Source organism: Mycobacterium sp. UM_CSW, from assembly GCF_000455205.1.
Taxonomy (GTDB): Bacteria; Actinomycetota; Actinomycetes; order Mycobacteriales; family Mycobacteriaceae; genus Mycobacterium.
In genome coordinates this window covers 1-17,189 of sequence record NZ_AUWQ01000001.1, presented here as the reverse complement: position 1 = coordinate 17,189, position 17,189 = coordinate 1, and the positions used below count along the sequence as shown (strand labels likewise).

Annotated in this window: 15 protein-coding genes and 3 pseudogenes; 17 read left to right on the top strand and 1 reads right to left on the bottom strand. The window is 68.0% G+C overall.

The window, feature by feature from the left end; all coding sequences use genetic code 11:
- Positions 1-57: 57 nt before the first annotated feature.
- From N415_RS00090 to nuoN, 17 genes and pseudogenes are all read left to right on the top strand, one after another.
- Entirely contained in the window at positions 58-459 is a 402-nt protein-coding gene (locus N415_RS00090) for a nuclear transport factor 2 family protein (RefSeq protein WP_068175612.1), read from the top strand.
- Between the two features lie 34 nt (positions 460-493).
- Positions 494-1,030 (top strand): YceI family protein, encoded by a 537-nt coding sequence (locus N415_RS00085; RefSeq protein ID WP_068175609.1) that lies wholly within the window; start codon positions 494-496, stop codon positions 1,028-1,030.
- A gap of 29 nt (positions 1,031-1,059) precedes the next feature.
- The gene (locus N415_RS00080; RefSeq protein WP_068175606.1) at positions 1,060-1,461 is read left to right on the top strand and encodes a response regulator transcription factor; all 402 of its coding nucleotides are present in this window, start codon (positions 1,060-1,062) and stop codon (positions 1,459-1,461) included.
- 263 nt (positions 1,462-1,724) lie between these two features.
- On the top strand, positions 1,725-2,102 hold the full coding sequence (locus N415_RS00075) for an NADH-quinone oxidoreductase subunit A (protein ID WP_068175601.1): 378 nt from the start codon (positions 1,725-1,727) through the stop codon (positions 2,100-2,102).
- A gap of 8 nt (positions 2,103-2,110) precedes the next feature.
- Positions 2,111-2,665, top strand: a complete 555-nt coding sequence (locus N415_RS00070) for an NADH-quinone oxidoreductase subunit B (protein WP_068175599.1) — start codon at positions 2,111-2,113, stop codon at positions 2,663-2,665.
- Between the two features lie 14 nt (positions 2,666-2,679).
- Positions 2,680-3,315: pseudogene (locus N415_RS00065) on the top strand (NADH-quinone oxidoreductase subunit C); the annotation flags it as partial.
- Entirely contained in the window at positions 3,315-4,607 is a 1,293-nt protein-coding gene (nuoD, locus tag N415_RS00060; RefSeq protein ID WP_068175594.1) for an NADH dehydrogenase (quinone) subunit D, read from the top strand. The pseudogene N415_RS00065 and the gene nuoD, both read left to right, overlap by 1 nt.
- Positions 4,604-5,326 (top strand): NADH-quinone oxidoreductase subunit NuoE, encoded by a 723-nt coding sequence (gene nuoE, locus N415_RS00055; RefSeq protein ID WP_068175591.1) that lies wholly within the window; start codon positions 4,604-4,606, stop codon positions 5,324-5,326. The genes nuoD and nuoE overlap by 4 nt, the downstream gene beginning before the upstream one ends.
- Position 5,327: 1 nt before the next feature.
- A complete protein-coding gene (gene nuoF, locus N415_RS00050) occupies positions 5,328-6,644 on the top strand; it encodes an NADH-quinone oxidoreductase subunit NuoF (protein WP_068175590.1) in 1,317 nt (438 codons plus the stop codon).
- The gene (locus N415_RS00045) at positions 6,644-8,941 is read left to right on the top strand and encodes an NADH-quinone oxidoreductase subunit G (RefSeq protein ID WP_239645415.1); all 2,298 of its coding nucleotides are present in this window, start codon (positions 6,644-6,646) and stop codon (positions 8,939-8,941) included. The genes nuoF and N415_RS00045 overlap by 1 nt, the downstream gene beginning before the upstream one ends.
- Entirely contained in the window at positions 8,938-10,155 is a 1,218-nt protein-coding gene (nuoH, locus tag N415_RS00040; RefSeq protein WP_068175566.1) for an NADH-quinone oxidoreductase subunit NuoH, read from the top strand. Before N415_RS00045 ends, nuoH begins: the two co-directional genes overlap by 4 nt.
- A pseudogene (nuoI, locus tag N415_RS00035) lies at positions 10,148-10,561 on the top strand (NADH-quinone oxidoreductase subunit NuoI); the annotation flags it as partial. The gene nuoH and the pseudogene nuoI, both read left to right, overlap by 8 nt.
- Before the next feature lie 11 nt (positions 10,562-10,572).
- A pseudogene (locus N415_RS00030) lies at positions 10,573-11,247 on the top strand (NADH-quinone oxidoreductase subunit J); the annotation flags it as partial.
- A gap of 125 nt (positions 11,248-11,372) precedes the next feature.
- Complete coding sequence (nuoK, locus tag N415_RS00025) at positions 11,373-11,672, top strand: NADH-quinone oxidoreductase subunit NuoK (RefSeq protein WP_068175563.1); 300 nt, start codon at positions 11,373-11,375, stop codon at positions 11,670-11,672.
- A 10-nt stretch (positions 11,673-11,682) separates the two neighbouring features.
- Positions 11,683-13,563 carry an NADH-quinone oxidoreductase subunit L gene (nuoL, locus tag N415_RS00020; RefSeq protein ID WP_068175561.1) on the top strand — a complete coding sequence of 627 codons (1,881 nt, stop codon included), beginning with the start codon at positions 11,683-11,685 and terminating at the stop codon, positions 13,561-13,563.
- Positions 13,560-15,065 (top strand): NADH-quinone oxidoreductase subunit M, encoded by a 1,506-nt coding sequence (locus N415_RS00015; RefSeq protein WP_161630260.1) that lies wholly within the window; start codon positions 13,560-13,562, stop codon positions 15,063-15,065. The genes nuoL and N415_RS00015 overlap by 4 nt, the downstream gene beginning before the upstream one ends.
- Positions 15,062-16,582 (top strand): NADH-quinone oxidoreductase subunit NuoN, encoded by a 1,521-nt coding sequence (nuoN, locus tag N415_RS00010; RefSeq protein WP_081664982.1) that lies wholly within the window; start codon positions 15,062-15,064, stop codon positions 16,580-16,582. Before N415_RS00015 ends, nuoN begins: the two co-directional genes overlap by 4 nt.
- A gap of 10 nt (positions 16,583-16,592) precedes the next feature.
- Here the strand turns inward: nuoN and N415_RS00005 are convergent.
- A partial coding sequence (locus tag N415_RS00005; RefSeq protein ID WP_161630259.1) for a type I glyceraldehyde-3-phosphate dehydrogenase occupies positions 16,593-17,189 on the bottom strand: 597 nt, incomplete at its 5' end.

The following is a 17,189-nucleotide window of genomic DNA, read 5'->3' as shown; positions in this document are numbered from 1 at the left end:
TGCGCGCCGCGCTGGGGCGCGAGGAGGAACCCGACAATCGGACTAATAGGAGCCCTCATGCCCGCAGCCACCGCACAGACCATCGTCGACGTGGCCGACCGCCTGTTCGCGGCGATCGAGAACACCGACGTGCCCGCGGTCGATCGACTGTGGAGCGACGACATCGCGGTCTGGCGGACGGGCGCGCGCCGCGATAACGACAAGGCCCGCGCGATGCGGGTCATCGACTGGTTCATCACCGCCACCACCGAGCGCCACTACGAAATCCTCGACCGGCGGCTCTTCGATGACGGCTCCGTCGCGGGCTTCGTGCAACAGCACATCCTGCACGCCACCGGCCATGCCGGCCAATCGATCTCCATGCGGGTCTGCATCGTGATCAGGGTGGGCGCCGACGGGCTCATCGATCGGATCGACGAATACTTCGACCCCGCCGAGATCGCGCCGTTGCTCGCCTAACGGCTAGATTTGCCACGAGTCAGAAGGGGGGACGATGACGACGCTGGAGACGCTGCTGAGCGATCCCGACCTGGCCGGCGTGTGGAACCTGGTTCCCGATCGCTCGACCATCACCTTCAAGGTCAGAAACTTCTGGGGCCTGCTGAACGTCAAGGGCCGCTTCGGCGAGTTCAGCGGCGACGGGCAGCTCACCGGCAAGGGCGCCGTTTTCGGCCGCGTCGACATCCGGGCCGCGTCGCTGTCCACCGGCATCGGCCGCCGCGACAAGCACCTGCGCTCGGCCGACTTCTTCGACGTCGAGCGTTTCCCCGAGATCAGCGTCGTCGTCACCGGGGTGAACCCGACCAGAGGCAACGCCGCGGAACTTCGCGCCAGCTTCACAATCAAGGGCGTCACCGCCCCGCTGGCGCTGCCCGTCACGATTACCGAGCTGGAGGACGGTTCGATTCGGATCTCGGGCGAAACGAAGGTCGACCGGTCCCAATTCAACCTGGGCTGGAACAGGTTCGGCATGGTCGGCGCGACGGCAACGGCGGCGGCGCAGGCGGTCTTCGTTCGGGCAACCCGGTAGGGCTTGCGCGCCACCAGTACCATCTGAGCGTGCCCGACTCCAGCAGCGCCCTGCGGATCCTCGTCTACAGCAACAACGTCGAAACCCGCGAACGGGTGATGCGCGCATTGGGCAAGCACCTGCACCCGGACCTACCCGAGTTGACCTACGTCGAGGTGGCGACCGGCCCCATGGTGATCCGCACGATGGACGAGGGCGGCATCGACTTGGCCATTCTCGACGGCGAGGCGACGCCCACCGGCGGCATGGGCATCGCCAAACAGCTCAGGGACGAACTCGAGACCTGCCCGCCGATCGTGGTGCTCACCGGCCGCCGCGACGACGCGTGGCTGGCCAGCTGGTCGCGCGCGGACGCCGCCGTGCCGCATCCGCTGGACCCCATCGTGCTGGGCCGCACGGTGCTCGGCCTGCTCCGCGCCCCCGCCCACTAGCAATCACCGCTCTCACCTGCGCCGACACGGAACCGTGGACCGTGTGGGCGGGTGCTCAGCACCCCCGCGACGACTCGCCCAAATGCGGGGACGTTAAAACCGGGCAAATAGCACCACCCCGAGCACGTGCGCCGACGCCAACGACGCTATGTTGAAAGTCACTGTGACGGGCCACAGACCCGGTTCGTCACAGCAGCCCGGTCACCGCCCGGCCGCCCGCTCAGTCGAGAAGGCGGCCGCATTACGACGGATCATGGAGCGAGTTGAACGTCTACATACCCATCCTGGTACTCGGCGGGATTGCCGCCGCCTTTGCCGTCGGCTCGGTCGGAATCGCGAGCGTGGCCGGGCCGAGGCGCTACAACAAGTCGAAGTTGGCCGCCTACGAATGCGGGATCGAGCCCACCGAATCCCCGGTGAGCGGCCCGCACGCGACGGCCGGACAGCGGTTCCCGGTGAAGTATTACCTGACCGCAATGCTGTTTATCGTCTTCGACATCGAAATCGTGTTCTTGTATCCCTGGGCCGTTAGCTACGACGCCCTCGGAACATTTGCGTTGGTCGAAATGGTGGTGTTCATGCTCACGGTCTTCGTGGCCTACGCCTACGTGTGGCGCCGCGGCGGACTGACATGGGATTGAGGTAAAGAGTGGGCCTGGAAGAACAGCTGCCCGGTGGCATCCTGCTGTCCACCGTCGAGAAGGTGGCCGGCTACGTCCGCAAGAACTCGCTGTGGCCGGCGACGTTCGGGCTGGCGTGCTGCGCGATCGAGATGATGGCAACCGCCGGACCGAGGTTCGACATCGCGCGCTTCGGCATGGAACGGTTCTCGGCCACCCCGCGGCAGGCCGACCTGATGATCGTGGCCGGGCGGGTCAGCCAGAAGATGGCCCCGGTGCTGCGCCAGATCTACGACCAGATGGGCGAGCCGAAATGGGTGCTGGCCATGGGCGTGTGCGCGTCGTCGGGCGGAATGTTCAACAACTACTCGATCGTGCAGGGCGTCGACCACGTCGTCCCGGTCGACATCTACCTGCCCGGCTGCCCGCCCCGCCCGGAGATGCTGCTGCACGCAATCCTGAAGCTGCACGAGAAGATTCAACAGATGCCGCTGGGCGTCAACCGCGAAGAGGCCATCGCCGAAGCCGAACAGGCCGCCCTGACCGCGAAACCGACCGCCCAGCTCGAAGGGCTGCTGCGATGACGACCGGCGGCCAGCGCCGCGGAATGTTCGGTGTCGCCGGGACCGGCGACACCTCCGGCTACGGCCGGCTGCTCCACCCGGTCGTGGTTCCGGGCGGCGCCTCCCGTCCGTATGGCGGCCACTTCGACGCGGTGGTCGATGCGCTTGCCGCCGCGCTGGGCGAGCACGGCTACGCCTACGCGATCCAGCGGGTGGAGATTCACCGAGGCGAGCTCACGCTGCACGTGCACCGCCAGGAACTGCCCACCGTCGCCAGGGTGCTGCGCGACGATCCCCGGCTGCGGTTCGAGCTGTGCCTGGGGGTGAGCGGCGTGCACTACCCGAACGACGCCGGCCGCGAGTTGCATGCCGTCTATCCGCTGCTGTCGATAACCCACAACCGGCGCGTCCGGTTGGAGGTCGCCGCGCCGGACGCGGATGCGCGCATCCCGTCCCTGTTCTCCGTTTATCCGACCGTCGACTGGCACGAGCGCGAGGCCTACGACTTCTTCGGGATCATCTTCGACGGTCACCCGTCGCTCACCCGGATCCAGATGCCCGACGACTGGTTGGGCCATCCGCAGCGCAAGGACTACCCGCTGGGCGGCATCCCCGTGGAATACCACGGGGCCAGCATCCCCCCACCGGATGAGCGCAGGGCATACACCTGATGACCGCCGACACGCTCGTCGCCGTCGGCGGCAACGACTGGGACCGCGTGGTGGCCGCGGCCCAGGAGCACGCGAGCCAGCGGCTCGTGGTCAACATGGGACCCCAGCATCCGTCCACCCATGGGGTGTTGCGGCTGATCCTCGAGATCGAGGGCGAGACCGTCACCGCGGCGCGCTGCGGCATCGGGTACCTGCACACGGGCATCGAGAAGAACCTCGAGTTCCGCAGCTGGACCCAGGGTGTGACGTTTGTGACCCGAATGGACTATCTGTCACCGTTTTTCAGCGAAACCGCGTACTGCCTCGGCGTGGAGAAGCTGCTCGGCATCAGCGACGAGATCCCCGAGCGGGCCAACGTGATCCGCGTGATGCTGATGGAGCTCAACCGCATCTCCAGCCACCTGGTGGCGCTGGCCACCGGCGGGATGGAACTGGGCGCCATGACCGCGATGTTTCTCGGCTTCCGCGAGCGCGAGCTCATCCTGTCGCTCTTCGAGACCATCACCGGCCTGCGGATGAACCACGCCTACATCCGCCCCGGGGGCCTGGCCGCCGACCTGCCCGACGAGGCCATGCCGCAGCTGCGCGACCTGTTGGCGGTGCTGCCCGGGCGGCTGCGCGACCTGGAGAACCTGCTCAACGAGAACCAGATATGGAAGGCGCGCACCGCGGGCATCGGGTACCTGGACCTGACCGGCTGCATCGCGCTGGGCATCACCGGTCCGGTGCTGCGGGCCACCGGGCTGCCGCACGACCTGCGCCGGGCGCAGCCCTATTGCGGTTACGAAACCTACGATTTCGACGTCGTCACCGACGACCGCTGCGACTCCTACGGCCGCTACCTGATCCGGGTCAAGGAAATGCGCGAGTCGCTGCGGGTCGTCGAACAATGCGCGGACCGGCTCTCCCCGGGCCCGGTGATGTTGCAGGACAAGAAGTTGGCGTGGCCCGCGGATCTGGCGCTTGGGCCTGACGGCCTGGGCAACTCGCACGGCCACGTCGCCAAGATCATGAGGCGATCGATGGAGGGGCTGATCCACCACTTCAAACTCGTCACCGAGGGCATTCGCGTCTCGGCCGGCCAGGTTTACACCGCGGTGGAATCGCCCCGCGGCGAGCTCGGTGTGCACATGGTCTCCGACGGCGGCACCCGCCCTTACCGCGTGCACTACCGCGATCCGTCATTCACCAACCTGCAGGCCGTGGGGGCCATGTGCGAGGGCGGCATGATCGCCGACGCCATCGCCGCGGTCGCCTCCATAGACCCGGTGATGGGCGGGGTCGACCGGTGACGGTGTTTTTGCCGCTGGGCGCGAAACCCGACGAGCCGCAAGGCCTCGGCGGCCCAAGGTCATATGCGTCGGAAACGCGTGCCCGGCTGGCGGCCGAGGCGTCCGAGATCATCAAGCGATACCCGCACATTCGCTCCGCGTTGCTGCCGTTGCTGCATTTGGTCCAGGCCGAGGACGGCTACCTCACGGCCGCCGGTATCGAATTCTGCGCCGCTCAAGTGGGTTTGACCGGCGCGGAGGTCACCTCGGTGGCCACGTTCTATTCGATGTACCGGCGCACCCCAACCGGCGACTACCTCGTCGGCGTCTGCACCAACACGCTGTGCGCCGTCATGGGCGGCGACGCGATACTTGTTGCGCTGCAAGAGCATCTGGGCGTTGAACCCGGGCAGACGACAGACGACGGCCAGGTCACCCTGGAGCACGTCGAGTGCAACGCCGCCTGCGACTACGCCCCCGTCGTTATGGTGAATTGGGAGTTCTTCGACAACCAGAGCCCGTCGTCGGCGCGCCGACTCGTCGACGCGCTGCGCGCCGGCCGCCCCCCCGCGCCGAGTCGCGGCGCGCCGCTCTGCACATTTCGCCAAGCCCAGCGGGTCCTCGCGGGCTGCACGCCCGAGCACGCCGACAGCACGACCGCGGGTGCGGCGACGGTGGCCGGGCTACAGGCCGCGCGGCAAAAGGGAATGGCCGCACACGGTTTGGAAGGCGAGGACTGAGATGGCGCTTACCCCCGTGCTGAGCCGCTACTGGGATCACCCGCAGTCGTGGGCGCTCGACGTTTATCGCGCGCACGACGGCTATCGGGCGCTGCAGAAGGCGCTGGCCATGGAGCCCGACGAGGTCATCGACACGGTGCAGCGCTCCGGCCTGCGCGGCCGCGGCGGCGCCGGTTTCCCGACCGGCGTGAAATGGTCGTTCATCCCGCAAGACGACGGCCCGGGCGCCAAACCCCACTATCTCGTCGTCAACGCCGACGAGTCCGAACCGGGCACGTGCAAGGACGTTCCGCTGATGATGGCCACGCCACATGTCCTGATCGAGGGCACCATCATCGCCGCCTACGCGATCCGGGCGCGGCACGCATTCATCTATCTGCGCGGCGAAGTGATTGCGGCGCTGCGCCGGCTGCAGACGGCGGTGTCCGAGGCCTACGCCGCGGGATTCCTCGGCGGGGACATCCTCGGCTCCGGCTACCGCTTGGACCTGGTGGTGCACGCAGGGGCGGGCGCCTACATCTGCGGTGAGGAAACCGCGTTGCTCGATTCACTGGAGGGCCGCCGCGGCCAGCCGCGGCTGCGGCCGCCGTTCCCCGCCGAAGCCGGGCTGTACGGGTGCCCGACCGTGGTCAACAACGTCGAGTCGCTGGCATCGGTCCCGCCGATCATCCTCAACGGGATCGACTGGTTCCGCTCGATGGGAACCGAGGACGCGCCGGGATTCACGCTGTATTCCCTTTCGGGCCATGTCAACCGGCCCGGCCAGTACGAGGCGCCGCTGGGCATCACGCTGCGCGAACTGCTCGACCACGCCGGCGGCGTGCGCGACGGGCATCGCCTGAAGTTCTGGACGCCCGGCGGCTCGTCCACCCCGATGCTGACCGCCGACCACCTCGACGTTCCGCTCGACTACGCGGGTGTGACTTCGGCCGGGTCGATGTTGGGCACCAAGGCACTTCAGATCTTCGACGAGACCACGTGCGTGGTGCGCGCGGTGCGCCGCTGGACCCAGTTCTACGCACACGAGTCATGCGGCAAGTGCACCCCGTGCCGGGAGGGCACGTACTGGCTCACCCAGATCTACGAGCAGCTGGAGACCGGCTCGGCAACCACCGACGACCTGAATCTGCTGCTGAACATCGCGGACAATCTGAACGGAAAGTCGTTCTGCGCGCTGGGAGATGGGGCCGCGAGCCCGATCCTGTCGTCGGTGCAGCATTTCGCCGACGAGTACCGCGCCCACCTGACCACCGGTGGATGTCCCTTCGACCCGCGCGAGTCGATGCTGCAATCGCCCGAACTGGCGGTGCGGCCTTGATAACGCTCACCGTCGACGGCACCAGCGTGACGGTGCCCAAGGGCACGTTGGTGATCCGGGCCGCCGAGTGCGCGGGCATCCAGATCCCGCGGTTCTGCGACCACCCCCTGCTGCAGCCGGTCGGGGCCTGCCGGCAGTGCTTGGTGGAAGTCGAGGGCCAGCGCAAGCCGATGGCGTCGTGCACCACCGCGGCGGCCGACGGCATGGTGGTGCGAACCCAGCACACGTCCGTCGCCGCGGCGAGCGCGCAGCAGGGCTTGATGGAACTGTTGCTGATCAACCATCCACTGGACTGCCCTGTGTGCGACAAAGGCGGGGAATGCCCGCTGCAGAACCAGGCAATGTCCAACGGCCGGGTTGAATCCCGCTTTCGCGGCGTGAAGCGAACGTATCCCAAGCCGGTCAGCATCTCGTCGCAGGTGCTGCTGGACCGCGAACGATGCGTGTTGTGCGCGCGCTGCACCCGGTTCGCCGAGCAGATCGCCGGCGACCCGTTCATCGAGCTGTTGGAACGCGGCGCGGACCAGCAGGTGGGCATTTACGCGACGGAGCCCTTCGAGTCGTACTTTTCCGGCAACGCCGTGCAGATCTGCCCCGTCGGCGCCCTCACCGGCAGCTCCTACCGGTTTCGGGCGCGTCCATTCGACCTGGTGTCCAGCCCCACCGTCTGCGAGCACTGCGCGTCGGGTTGCGCTCAACGCACCGACCACCGGCGCGGAAAAGTCTTGCGCCGCTTGGCCGGCGACGATCCGAAGGTCAACGAGGAGTGGAATTGCGACAAGGGACGCTGGGCGTTCACCTACCTGCGGCAACCCGACCGGATCACGACTCCGCTGATCCGCGGGGCCGACGGCACCTTGGAGCCGGCGTCGTGGTCGCGCGCATTGCGGGTCGCGGCCACCGGGCTTCGCGACGCCTACAAGCGAACCGGCGTTCTCACCGGGGGCCGCGTCACCTGGGAAGACGCGTATGCGTACGCGAAATTCGCCCGACTGGCGTTGGGAACCAACGACATCGACTTTCGCGCCCGTCCGCACTCCGCTGAGGAAGCCGACTTCTTGGCGGCGCGCGTCGCGGGCAGGCCGATGACCGTGACATACGACGACCTGGAGGCGGCGCCCCTCGTCCTACTCGTGGCGTTGGAGCCGGAGGAGGAATCACCGATCGTCTTCCTGCGCTTGCGCAAGGCCGCCCGCACCCGCGGGCTGCCGGTGTACTCGATCGCGCCGTTCACCACCCGCGGCCTGACCAAGATGGCGGGCACGCTCCTGCGGGCCGCGCCCGGTGCGGAGCCCCTCGTCCTCGACGAGCTGCATCGCGGGCGGCTGGCTGCCCAGCTGCGCCAACCGGGCGCGGTCATCATGGCCGGAGAACGCCTGGCGTCCGTGCCCGGAGGACTTTCGGCGGTGTGCCGGCTGGCCGATGCCACCGGCGCGCGGGTGGCGTGGGTGCCGCGGCGTGCGGGCGAGCGCGGCGCACTCGAGGCCGGCGCGCTGCCGAATCTGTTGCCCGGCGGCCGCCCCGGCGGTCAGCCCGGCCGCGACACCTCGGGAATCCTGGCCGCCGCGATCGATGGCACACTGGATGCCCTTTTGGTCGGCGGTGTGGAGGTCGCGGACCTGCCGAAACCGCATGTCGCCCGGGAGGCGCTGTCGCGGGTGAACTTTCTGGTCAGCCTGGAGCTGCGCCGCAGCGACGTCACCGAGCACGCCGATGTGGTACTTCCGGTCGCGCCCGTCACCGAAAAGTCCGGGACATTTCTCAGTTGGGAAGGGCGACAACGGTTCTTCGCGGCGGCGCAGGGCGACTCCGGGGCGCTGACCGACCTGCGGGTGCTCGGCGCGATCGCCGCGGAGATGGGCGTCGGACTCGGCCTCCCCGATGCCGCCGCCGCGCGCGACGAAATGCGCCGGCTCGGGACCTGGGCGGGCCCGCGCCGAGACATGCCCGCGACGCCCCCGGCCTCGCCGCCGAGCCCCGGCGCCGGCCGGGCGATCCTGGCCGGGTGGCGGATGCTGCTTGACAACGGCCGGCTGCAGGACGGCGAACCGAACCTGGCCGGAACGGCGCGAACGGCGGTCGCCCGGCTCTCGTCAGCGACCGCGTCGGAAAACGGTATGGCAGAAGGGGACCCGGTGACGGTGGGAACGGATTGGGGCGCGGTCACGCTGCCGCTCGAGATTTCGGACCTGCCCGACCGGGTGGTGTGGCTTCCGATGAATTCGGGCGCCTCGGAGGTGCACGACCGGCTCGGCGTGACCGCTGGAGATGTAGTGACGATCGGAGCGCCGAGATGACCGATACCTGGTGGCTGGTCACCGCGAAGGCGGTCACCGTCTTTGCCTTCCTGCTGGTGACCGTCCTGGTGGCGATCCTGGCCGAGCGGCGGGTGCTGGCGTGGATGCAGATGCGGTGCGGCCCGAACCGCGTGGGACCCGCCGGGCTGCTGCAAAGCCTGGTCGACGGCATCAAGTTGGCGCTCAAGGAAGGCATCACCCCGAGAAGCGCGGACCGGGGCGTGTACCTACTTGCCCCGGTCATCTCGGTGATCCCGGCCATCGTGGCGTTCGCCGTCATCCCGTTCGGCCCGGACGTTTCGGTCGCGGGCCACCGCACGGCACTGCAATTGACCGACCTTCCGGTGGGTGTTCTCTACGTGCTCGCCGTCGCCTCCATCGGCGCCTACGGGCTGGTCCTCGGCGGCTGGGCGTCCGGCTCCACCTATCCGTTGCTCGGCGGCCTGCGTTCCACCGCGCAGGTGATTTCGTACGAGATCGCGATGGCGCTGTCGTTCACGACGGTGTTCCTCTTCACGGGCACCATGTCGACCGCGGGCATCGTGGCGGCCCAGGGCCGCGTCTGGTATGTGCTGTTGCTGCTGCCGTCCTTCCTGATCTACCTGACCTCCATGGTGGGCGAGACCAACCGGGCGCCGTTCGACCTGCCGGAGGCCGAGGGCGAATTGGTCGGCGGGTTCCACACGGAGTATTCGTCGTTGACGTTCGCGATGTTCATGCTCGCCGAATACGTCAACATGACAACGGTTTCCGCGCTGGCCACGACGGCATTCCTCGGCGGCTGGCGCGCCCCATGGCCGATCAGCGCCTGGGCGGCCGCCAATGCCGCGTGGTGGCCGCCGCTGTGGTTCGCCGCGAAGGTATGGGGCTTTCTCTTCCTGTTCATCTGGCTGCGCGGCACCTTGCCGCGGATGCGCTACGACCAGTTCATGGCGCTGGGCTGGAAGGCGCTGATCCCGATCTCGCTGGTGTGGCTGATGATCGTCGCGACGGTACGCGGCCTGGGTGGCGGCGCGCGCACGTCGGCGTGGGCCGTCGGCGCCGGTGAGCTCTGCCTGATCGTGGGTGTTGCGCTTGCCGCGAAAGTCCTTGGCAGGCGGGCGAAGCGATCCGACGTTGCGCCGCCGGCTCCCGGTTTTCCGGTGCCGCCGTTGCCGGGCCGACCCACGTTCGATCCGGTTTTCGTCATCCGTCGGGAGGAAATCGATGCCTAACGCCTTTGCGGGGATCGCCGGGTTCGCCGTCACCTTCGCTTCGATGTTCAAGCGACCGGTGACCGAGCGGTATCCGGAGCGGCCGGGGCCGGTCGCCCCGCGCTATCACGGCCGCCATCGGCTCAACCGCTACCCCGACGGCCTGGAGAAGTGCGTCGGCTGCGAGCTGTGCGCGTGGGCCTGCCCGGCCGACGCGATCTACGTCGAGGGCGCCGACAACACCGAGGAACTGAGGTACTCGCCGGGGGAACGTTACGGCCGGGTGTACCAGATCAACTATCTGCGCTGCATCGGCTGCGGCCTGTGTATCGAGGCCTGCCCGACCCGGGCCCTGACGATGACAAACGAGTACGAGATGGCGGGCGACACCCGCGCCGACCTCATCTGGGGGAAGGACAAGCTCCTGGAGGCACGCCAATGAACACGGTTCTGTTCTGGGTCCTCGCCGCCATCGCGGTGGCCGGCGCGCTGGGCGTGGTCATGGCCGCGAAAGCGGTCTACTCCGCGATGTCCCTGGCGATGACAATGATCGTTCTCGCCCTGTTCTACATCGCCCAGGACGCCGTGTTTCTGGGCGTCGTTCAGGTCGTGGTCTACACCGGCGCGGTGATGATGCTGTTCTTGTTCGTGTTGATGCTCATCGGCGTCGACTCCGCCGAGTCGCTGCGAGAAACCCTGCGAGGGCAGCGGATTGCGGCCATCGGTGTCGGTCTCGGCTTCGGAATCATGTTGATCGCCGGGATGGGCAACGTCGCCGGGACCCCGTTCACCGGCCTGACGCAGGCCAACGCCGGCGGCAACGTGCAGGGCCTGGCCGCGCTGATCTTCGCGCGCTACCTGTGGGCGTTCGAGCTGACCAGCGCGCTGCTGATCACCGCGGCGCTGGGCGCGATGGTGCTGGCGCACCGGGAACGGCTCGAGCCCCGCAAGACGCAACAGGAGCTTGCCCGGGAACGGTTCGGGCCCGGTGGGCACCCCACCACCCTGCCCGGCCCCGGCGTCTACGCCCGCCACAACGCCGTCGACACACCGGCGTTGCTTCCCGACGGCTCCCCCGCGCCGCAGTCGGTGTCCGCCACACTGCGGCCGCGACGCGTACCCGCGCGGGCTCCGCGGACCGCCGGAAAGTCACATCTGCGCCTGCTGACATCGGGACCGAGTGTCGGCACCGACTGGGTCGACGCATGGGCGGACGGCGCCGAAAAGAACGGCCGATCATGAACCCGGCGAACTACATCTACCTGTCCGCGCTGTTGTTCACCATCGGCGCCGCGGGAGTGCTGTTGCGGCGCAACGCGATCGTGATGTTCATGTGCGTTGAGCTCATGCTCAACGCGACCAACCTGGCGTTCGTCGCGTTTTCCCGCGTGCATGGAAACCTCGACGGCCAGGTGGTGGCGTTCTTCACCATGGCCGTTGCCGCGAGCGAGGTGGTGGTCGGCCTCGCCATCATCATCACTATCTTCCGAAGCCGTCGCTCGGTCTCGGTCGACGACGCCAGCGTGCTGAAACACTGAGGCCGACAACATGACTCCGGTGTGGCCGGTAATCGCGCTGCCGCTGGCGGGCGCCGCGATCCTTTTGCTCGCGGGCCGTCGCTGGAACGCGAGGGGCCATCTGCTGGCATGCGCGACGGCGGTCGCGTCGTTCGGGTTGGGCACGGCACTTTTCGCCGAAATGGCCTGCCGCGACGCCGAACACCGGGTCGACCACGAGACATTGTTCTGCTGGGTGCCGGTGGCCGCGCTTCGGGTGGACTTCGGTCTGCAGCTCGACCAGCTGTCCGTCTGCTTCGTGCTGCTGATCACGGGCGTCGGTTCGCTGATCCACGTCTACTCGATCGGCTACCTGGCCGAGGATCCCGGACGCCGACGGTTTTTCGCGTATCTCAACCTGTTCGTGGCCGCGATGCTGCTGCTCGTGCTCGCCGACAATTACCTGGGGCTCTACGCCGGCTGGGAGGGCGTGGGCCTGGCCTCTTACCTGTTGATCGGGTTCTGGTCGGAGAGGCCGTCGGCGGCGACCGCTGCCAAAAAGGCTTTCGTGGTCAACCGGGTCGGCGACCTCGGCCTGGCCGTCGCGGTGATGATGATGTTCGGCCACCTCGGGTCCGTCTCGTTCGCCGCCGTCTTCGCCGGCGCACCGCGGCTCGGCACGGGCGCGCTGACCGCGCTCGGCCTGCTGATGCTGTTGGCCGCCTGCGGAAAGTCCGCGCAGGTTCCGTTGCAGTCGTGGCTGGGCGACGCGATGGAGGGCCCGACGCCGGTGTCGGCGCTCATTCACGCCGCGACGATGGTGACCGCGGGCGTGTACCTGATCGTGCGGTCGGGCCCCGTATTCAACCTCGCCCCGACGGCGCAAACGGCCGTGGCGGTCGTCGGCGCGGTGACGCTGATGTTCGGCGCGATCGTCGGCTGCGCGAAGGACGACATCAAGAAGGCGCTTGCGACCAGCACCATGTCGCAGATCGGCTACATGGTACTGGCCGCCGGATTGGGGCCGGCCGGCTACGTCGTCGCGATCATGCACCTACTGACGCACGGGTTTTTCAAGGCAGGGCTGTTTCTCGGCGCGGGGTCGATCATGCACGCGATGAACGACGAGGTGAACATGCGCCGCTACGGCGGGCTGCGCACAGCCCTGCCCGTCACATTCACGACTTTCGGGCTGGGATATTTGGCGATCTTGGGCGTGCCGCCGCTGGCCGGCTTCTTCTCCAAGGACGGGATCATCGAGGCGGCGCTCGGCGTCGGCGGCGCAGAGGGTTTCGCGCTCGGCGGCGCGGCGATCCTGGGCGCGGGCGTCACGGCCTTCTACATGACCCGGGTCATGCTGATGACGTTCTTCGGGGAAAAGCGTTGGGCAACAGGCGTTCGGCCGCATGAGCCCGTCGCGGTGATGACGTGGCCGATGATCGTGCTGTCGGTGGGCTCGGTGGTGTCCGGCGCCGCGTTGGCGATCGGCGGGACGCTGCGGCACTGGCTGGAGCCGGTCACCGGCGTTGATGAGGCTGTTCACGCCACTCCCCCCGCCGGCATCGTCACCGCGGTGATTTTGGCGGTCGTCGCCGCGGGCGTCGCCGTGGCCTGCCGCATGTATGCGGCTAACCCCGTGCCCGCACCGGCGCCGACCGGGTCGGCTCTTACCGTCGCGGCCCGTAACGACCTCTACGGTGACGCGTTCAACGAACGGGTCTTCATGCGCCCCGGCGCGCAGCTGGCCCGCGCGTTGACGGAGATCGACGACCGGGGCATCGACGGGGTGGTAGGAGCGGTCGCGGCGCTGACGACCCGAGCGTCGGTTCGCTTGCGGCGGTGGCAAACCGGGTTCGCGCGTTCCTATGCCCTGTCCATGCTGGCCGGTGCGGTCCTGGCGGTCGCCGCCGTGTTGGTGGTGAGGGCGTGGTGAGTGAGTTGCCGTGGCTGACCGCCCTGTGGCTGGCCCCCGCCATCGGTGCCTGCACCGTGCCGCTTGTGCCGCGTTCCCGACCAACCGCGGTGAAGTGGGCGGGCCTTGGTGTGGCGCTGATCGTCCTGGCCTTGGCCGCCTTGCTGGTGGCTCGGTTCGACAGCGAGGGTGCGCAATACCAGTTCGTCGAATCTCACCGGTGGATACCGGCTTTGGGGGCCGGCTACGCGGTCGGGCTCGACGGCATCGCGCTCGTGCTGGTGGGGCTGACCGCCGCGCTGGTGCCGTTGCTGATCGTCGCGGGATGGATCGACGCCGCCGATCGCCCAATGGCGACCCACACCTACGTCGCGCTGATGCTGGCCGTCGAATCCTTGGCGCTGCTCTCGTTCGTCGCGCTCGACGTCGTGCTCTTCTACGTCGCCCTCGAGGCGACGTTGGTCCCGTTGTATTTCCTGATCGGTCGATTCGGTGGGCCCCGAGGTTCGTCGGCCGCTCTGAAGTTCCTGCTGTACAACCTCTTAGGCGGCCTGGTCATGCTCGCCGCGGTCGTCGGCCTTTACGGGCTCGCGACGGCGGCCGGGATAGCGACCTTGGACATCCGCGACCTGCTGAGCGCCACGCACGCAACGGATCCGGTGGCGCAGCAGCTGTTGTTCCTCGGTTTCATGACGGCATTCTCCATCAAGGCACCGCTGTGGCCGTTCCACACCTGGCTGCCCGGGGTGGCGACGTCGGCGACACCCGCGACGGCCGTGCTGATGATGGCCGTCGTGGACAAGGTCGGCACCTTTGGGATGCTGCGCTACTGCCTGCAGCTTTTCCCCGGCGCGGCAATACATCTCCGGCCGCTGATCACCACCCTGGCGGTGATCGGCATCGGCTACAGCGCCGTTGTGGCGATCGGCCAGAGCGACCTGATGCGCCTCATCGCGTACGCGTCGATAAGCCACTACGGGTTCATCATTTTGGGCATCTTCGCGATGACGAGCCAGGGCGAGTCCGGCTCCGCTCTGTACATGGTCAATCACGGCGTCTCGACCGCCGCGCTGTTCCTCATCGCCGGGTTCCTGGTGTCGCGCAAGGGCACCCGCGCGATCGCGGACTACGGCGGCGTGCAGAAGGTCGCGCCGGTGCTGGCGGGCACCTTTCTCGTGGCGGGGCTCTCGGCTCTGGCGCTTCCGGGCTTGGCCCCCTTCATCAGCGAATTCCTGGTCCTGATCGGCACCTTCACGCGCTACCCGCTAGCAGCGGTCGCCGCGGTCGTCGCCCTGGTGCTGTCGGCCGTCTACATACTGTGGATGTATCAGCGAACCATGACCGGCCCCGTCAAGGCGGGTGACGACCGCCTGCGTGACCTGGTGCCGCGTGAGGTCACGGTCGTGGCGCCGCTCATCGCGCTCCTGCTCACGCTGGGCGTCTACCCGAAAGTCGCTCTCGACGTGATCAATCCGGCCGTCGCGCACACACTGACCAGCGTCCCGGAGGTGACAGCGAAGTGACCGTTGGCGTGCCGAGCGTCGAGTACGCGCGGCTTTCCCCCATGCTCATCGTGTTCGGCGCCGCCGTCGTGGGCGTCGTCGTCGAGGCCGCGCTGCCCCGCGGCCGTCGGTATGCCGCGCACCTCGCCTTGGCCTCAGCTGCCCTCGTCGCGGCCTTCGCCGCGGTGGTTCTGGTCGCCGGCCGGCGCGGCGGCGCCGTCATGGGATCGGTGATGGCCGACGGGCCCGCGTTGTTCTTTCAGGGCGCCGTCGTGGTGCTCGGCATGGCCGCCCTGTCGCCGATCGCGCAGGACCGCCTTGCCGCCTTCGCGCGCCAGGGTTCCGCCGTGCCCGGCGTCCCGGAGGAGCGGCGGCTCGCGGGGCGCGGGATCATCCAGACCGAGGTCTTTCCGCTGTTCATGCTCGCCGTCGGCGGCATGCTGGTGTTCTGCTCGGCGGCGGACCTGCTGACGGTCTTCGTTGGGCTGGAAGTGCTTTCGCTGCCGCTGTATCTGCTGTGTGGCCTTGCGAGACACCAGCGGTTGCTGTCCCAGGAAGCGGCGCTGAAGTATTTTCTCCTGGGCGCGTTTTCGTCGGCGCTGCTCTTGTATGGCGTCGCACTGCTATACGGATACGCCGGGACGCTGACGTTTTCGGGTATCGGCGGCGCGCTGGCGGGCCGCGGCGGCCAGACATCGCTGGCATTGACCGGAGTCGGGTTGCTGATCGCCGGGTTGTTGTTCAAGATCGGCGCGGTCCCGTTTCATTCGTGGGTTCCCGACGTGTACCAGGGCGCCCCGACCCCGATCACCGCGCTGATGGCGGCGGCGACGAAAATAGCCGCGTTCGCCGCCCTCGCGCGGGTCTGTTACGTGGCCCTGCCCAACCTAGTTCTCGACTGGCGGCCCGTCCTCTGGGCAGTGGCTGCGCTCACCATGGTCGTCGCGGCGGTGCTCACCGTGACCCAGACCGACATCAAGCGCCTGCTCGCCTATTCCTCGGTGGCCAACGTCGGGTTCCTGTTGCTCGGGTTTTCCGGGACCGAGGCCGGGTTGGCCTCGACGATGTTCTATCTGGCCGCATACTCGGTCAGCACGATGGGCGCCTTCTCGTTGGTCACCATGATCCGGCAGCCGAACGGCGAGGAAGTGCCGGAAACGTTGCACTGGGCGGGATTAGGGCGGCGGTCGCCGGTGGTCGCCGGCGCAATGTCGCTTTTCCTCCTGGCTATCGCCGGCATCCCGCTCACCAGCGGGTTCGTCAGCAAGCTCGCGATCTTTCAGGCCGCCGCGAGCCAGGGCGCGGTCGGGCTCGTTGTCGTCGGCGCGGTGAGCAGTGCGATAGCCGCGTTCGCGTATGCCCGCGTCATCATGACGATGTTCTTCCATGAACCGAATTCGCATACGCCGCAGTTGCATTCGCCGGCGCCAATTACCGCGGTGTCCGTCGCCGTGGCGGCGGCGACGACGGTGCTGCTCGGTGTCGCGCCGCAACCGCTGTTTGATCTGGTGGCTCAGACGAGCCAGTTCATGCCCTGAGGAGCGCGCGTCACAAGCGGGCGCCGACCAGTGCGACGAGGTCGATGAGGCGGTTGGAGTAGCCCCATTCGTTGTCGTACCAGGACACCACCTTGGCCTGGTTGTCGATGACCTTGGTCAGCCCGGAGTCAAAGATCGAGCTGTGCGGGTCGGTGACGATGTCGGACGACACGATCGGGGCGTCGTAGTACTTCAGGATGCCCTTCAGGCGGCCCTCCGCGGCGGCCTTGAACGCGGCGTTGATGTCCTCGGCGCTGGCGGCCTTGGCCAGCTCCACGGTCAGGTCGGTCACCGAGCCGGTCGGGATCGGCACCCGCAGCGCATACCCGTCCAGCTTGCCCTTCAGCTCGGGCATCACCAGCCCGATCGCCTTGGCCGCCCCGGTCGAGGTCGGCACGATGTTCAGCGCCGCCGCCCGCGCCCGACGCAGGTCCTTGTGCGGACCGTCCTGCAGGTTCTGATCCTGGGTGTAAGCGTGGATGGTCGTCATCAAGCCCTTGACGATGCCGAACTCGTCTTGGAGCACCTTGGTCACCGGCGCCAGGCAGTTCGTCGTGCACGAGGCGTTGGAGATGATGTTCTGGCTGCCGTCGTACTTGTCGTCGTT

Excerpts from the sequence above, each read along its gene's own strand:
- nuoK (WP_068175563.1), top strand. The coding sequence starts at position 11,373 with ATGAACCCGGCGAACTACATCTACCTGTCCGCGCTGTTGTTCACCATC.
- nuoL (WP_068175561.1), top strand. The coding sequence starts at position 11,683 with ATGACTCCGGTGTGGCCGGTAATCGCGCTGCCGCTGGCGGGCGCCGCG.
- nuoD (WP_068175594.1), top strand. The coding sequence starts at position 3,315 with ATGACCGCCGACACGCTCGTCGCCGTCGGCGGCAACGACTGGGACCGC.
- N415_RS00090 (WP_068175612.1), top strand. The coding sequence starts at position 58 with ATGCCCGCAGCCACCGCACAGACCATCGTCGACGTGGCCGACCGCCTG.
- N415_RS00085 (WP_068175609.1), top strand. The coding sequence starts at position 494 with ATGACGACGCTGGAGACGCTGCTGAGCGATCCCGACCTGGCCGGCGTG.
- nuoF (WP_068175590.1), top strand. The coding sequence starts at position 5,328 with ATGGCGCTTACCCCCGTGCTGAGCCGCTACTGGGATCACCCGCAGTCG.
- nuoH (WP_068175566.1), top strand. The coding sequence starts at position 8,938 with ATGACCGATACCTGGTGGCTGGTCACCGCGAAGGCGGTCACCGTCTTT.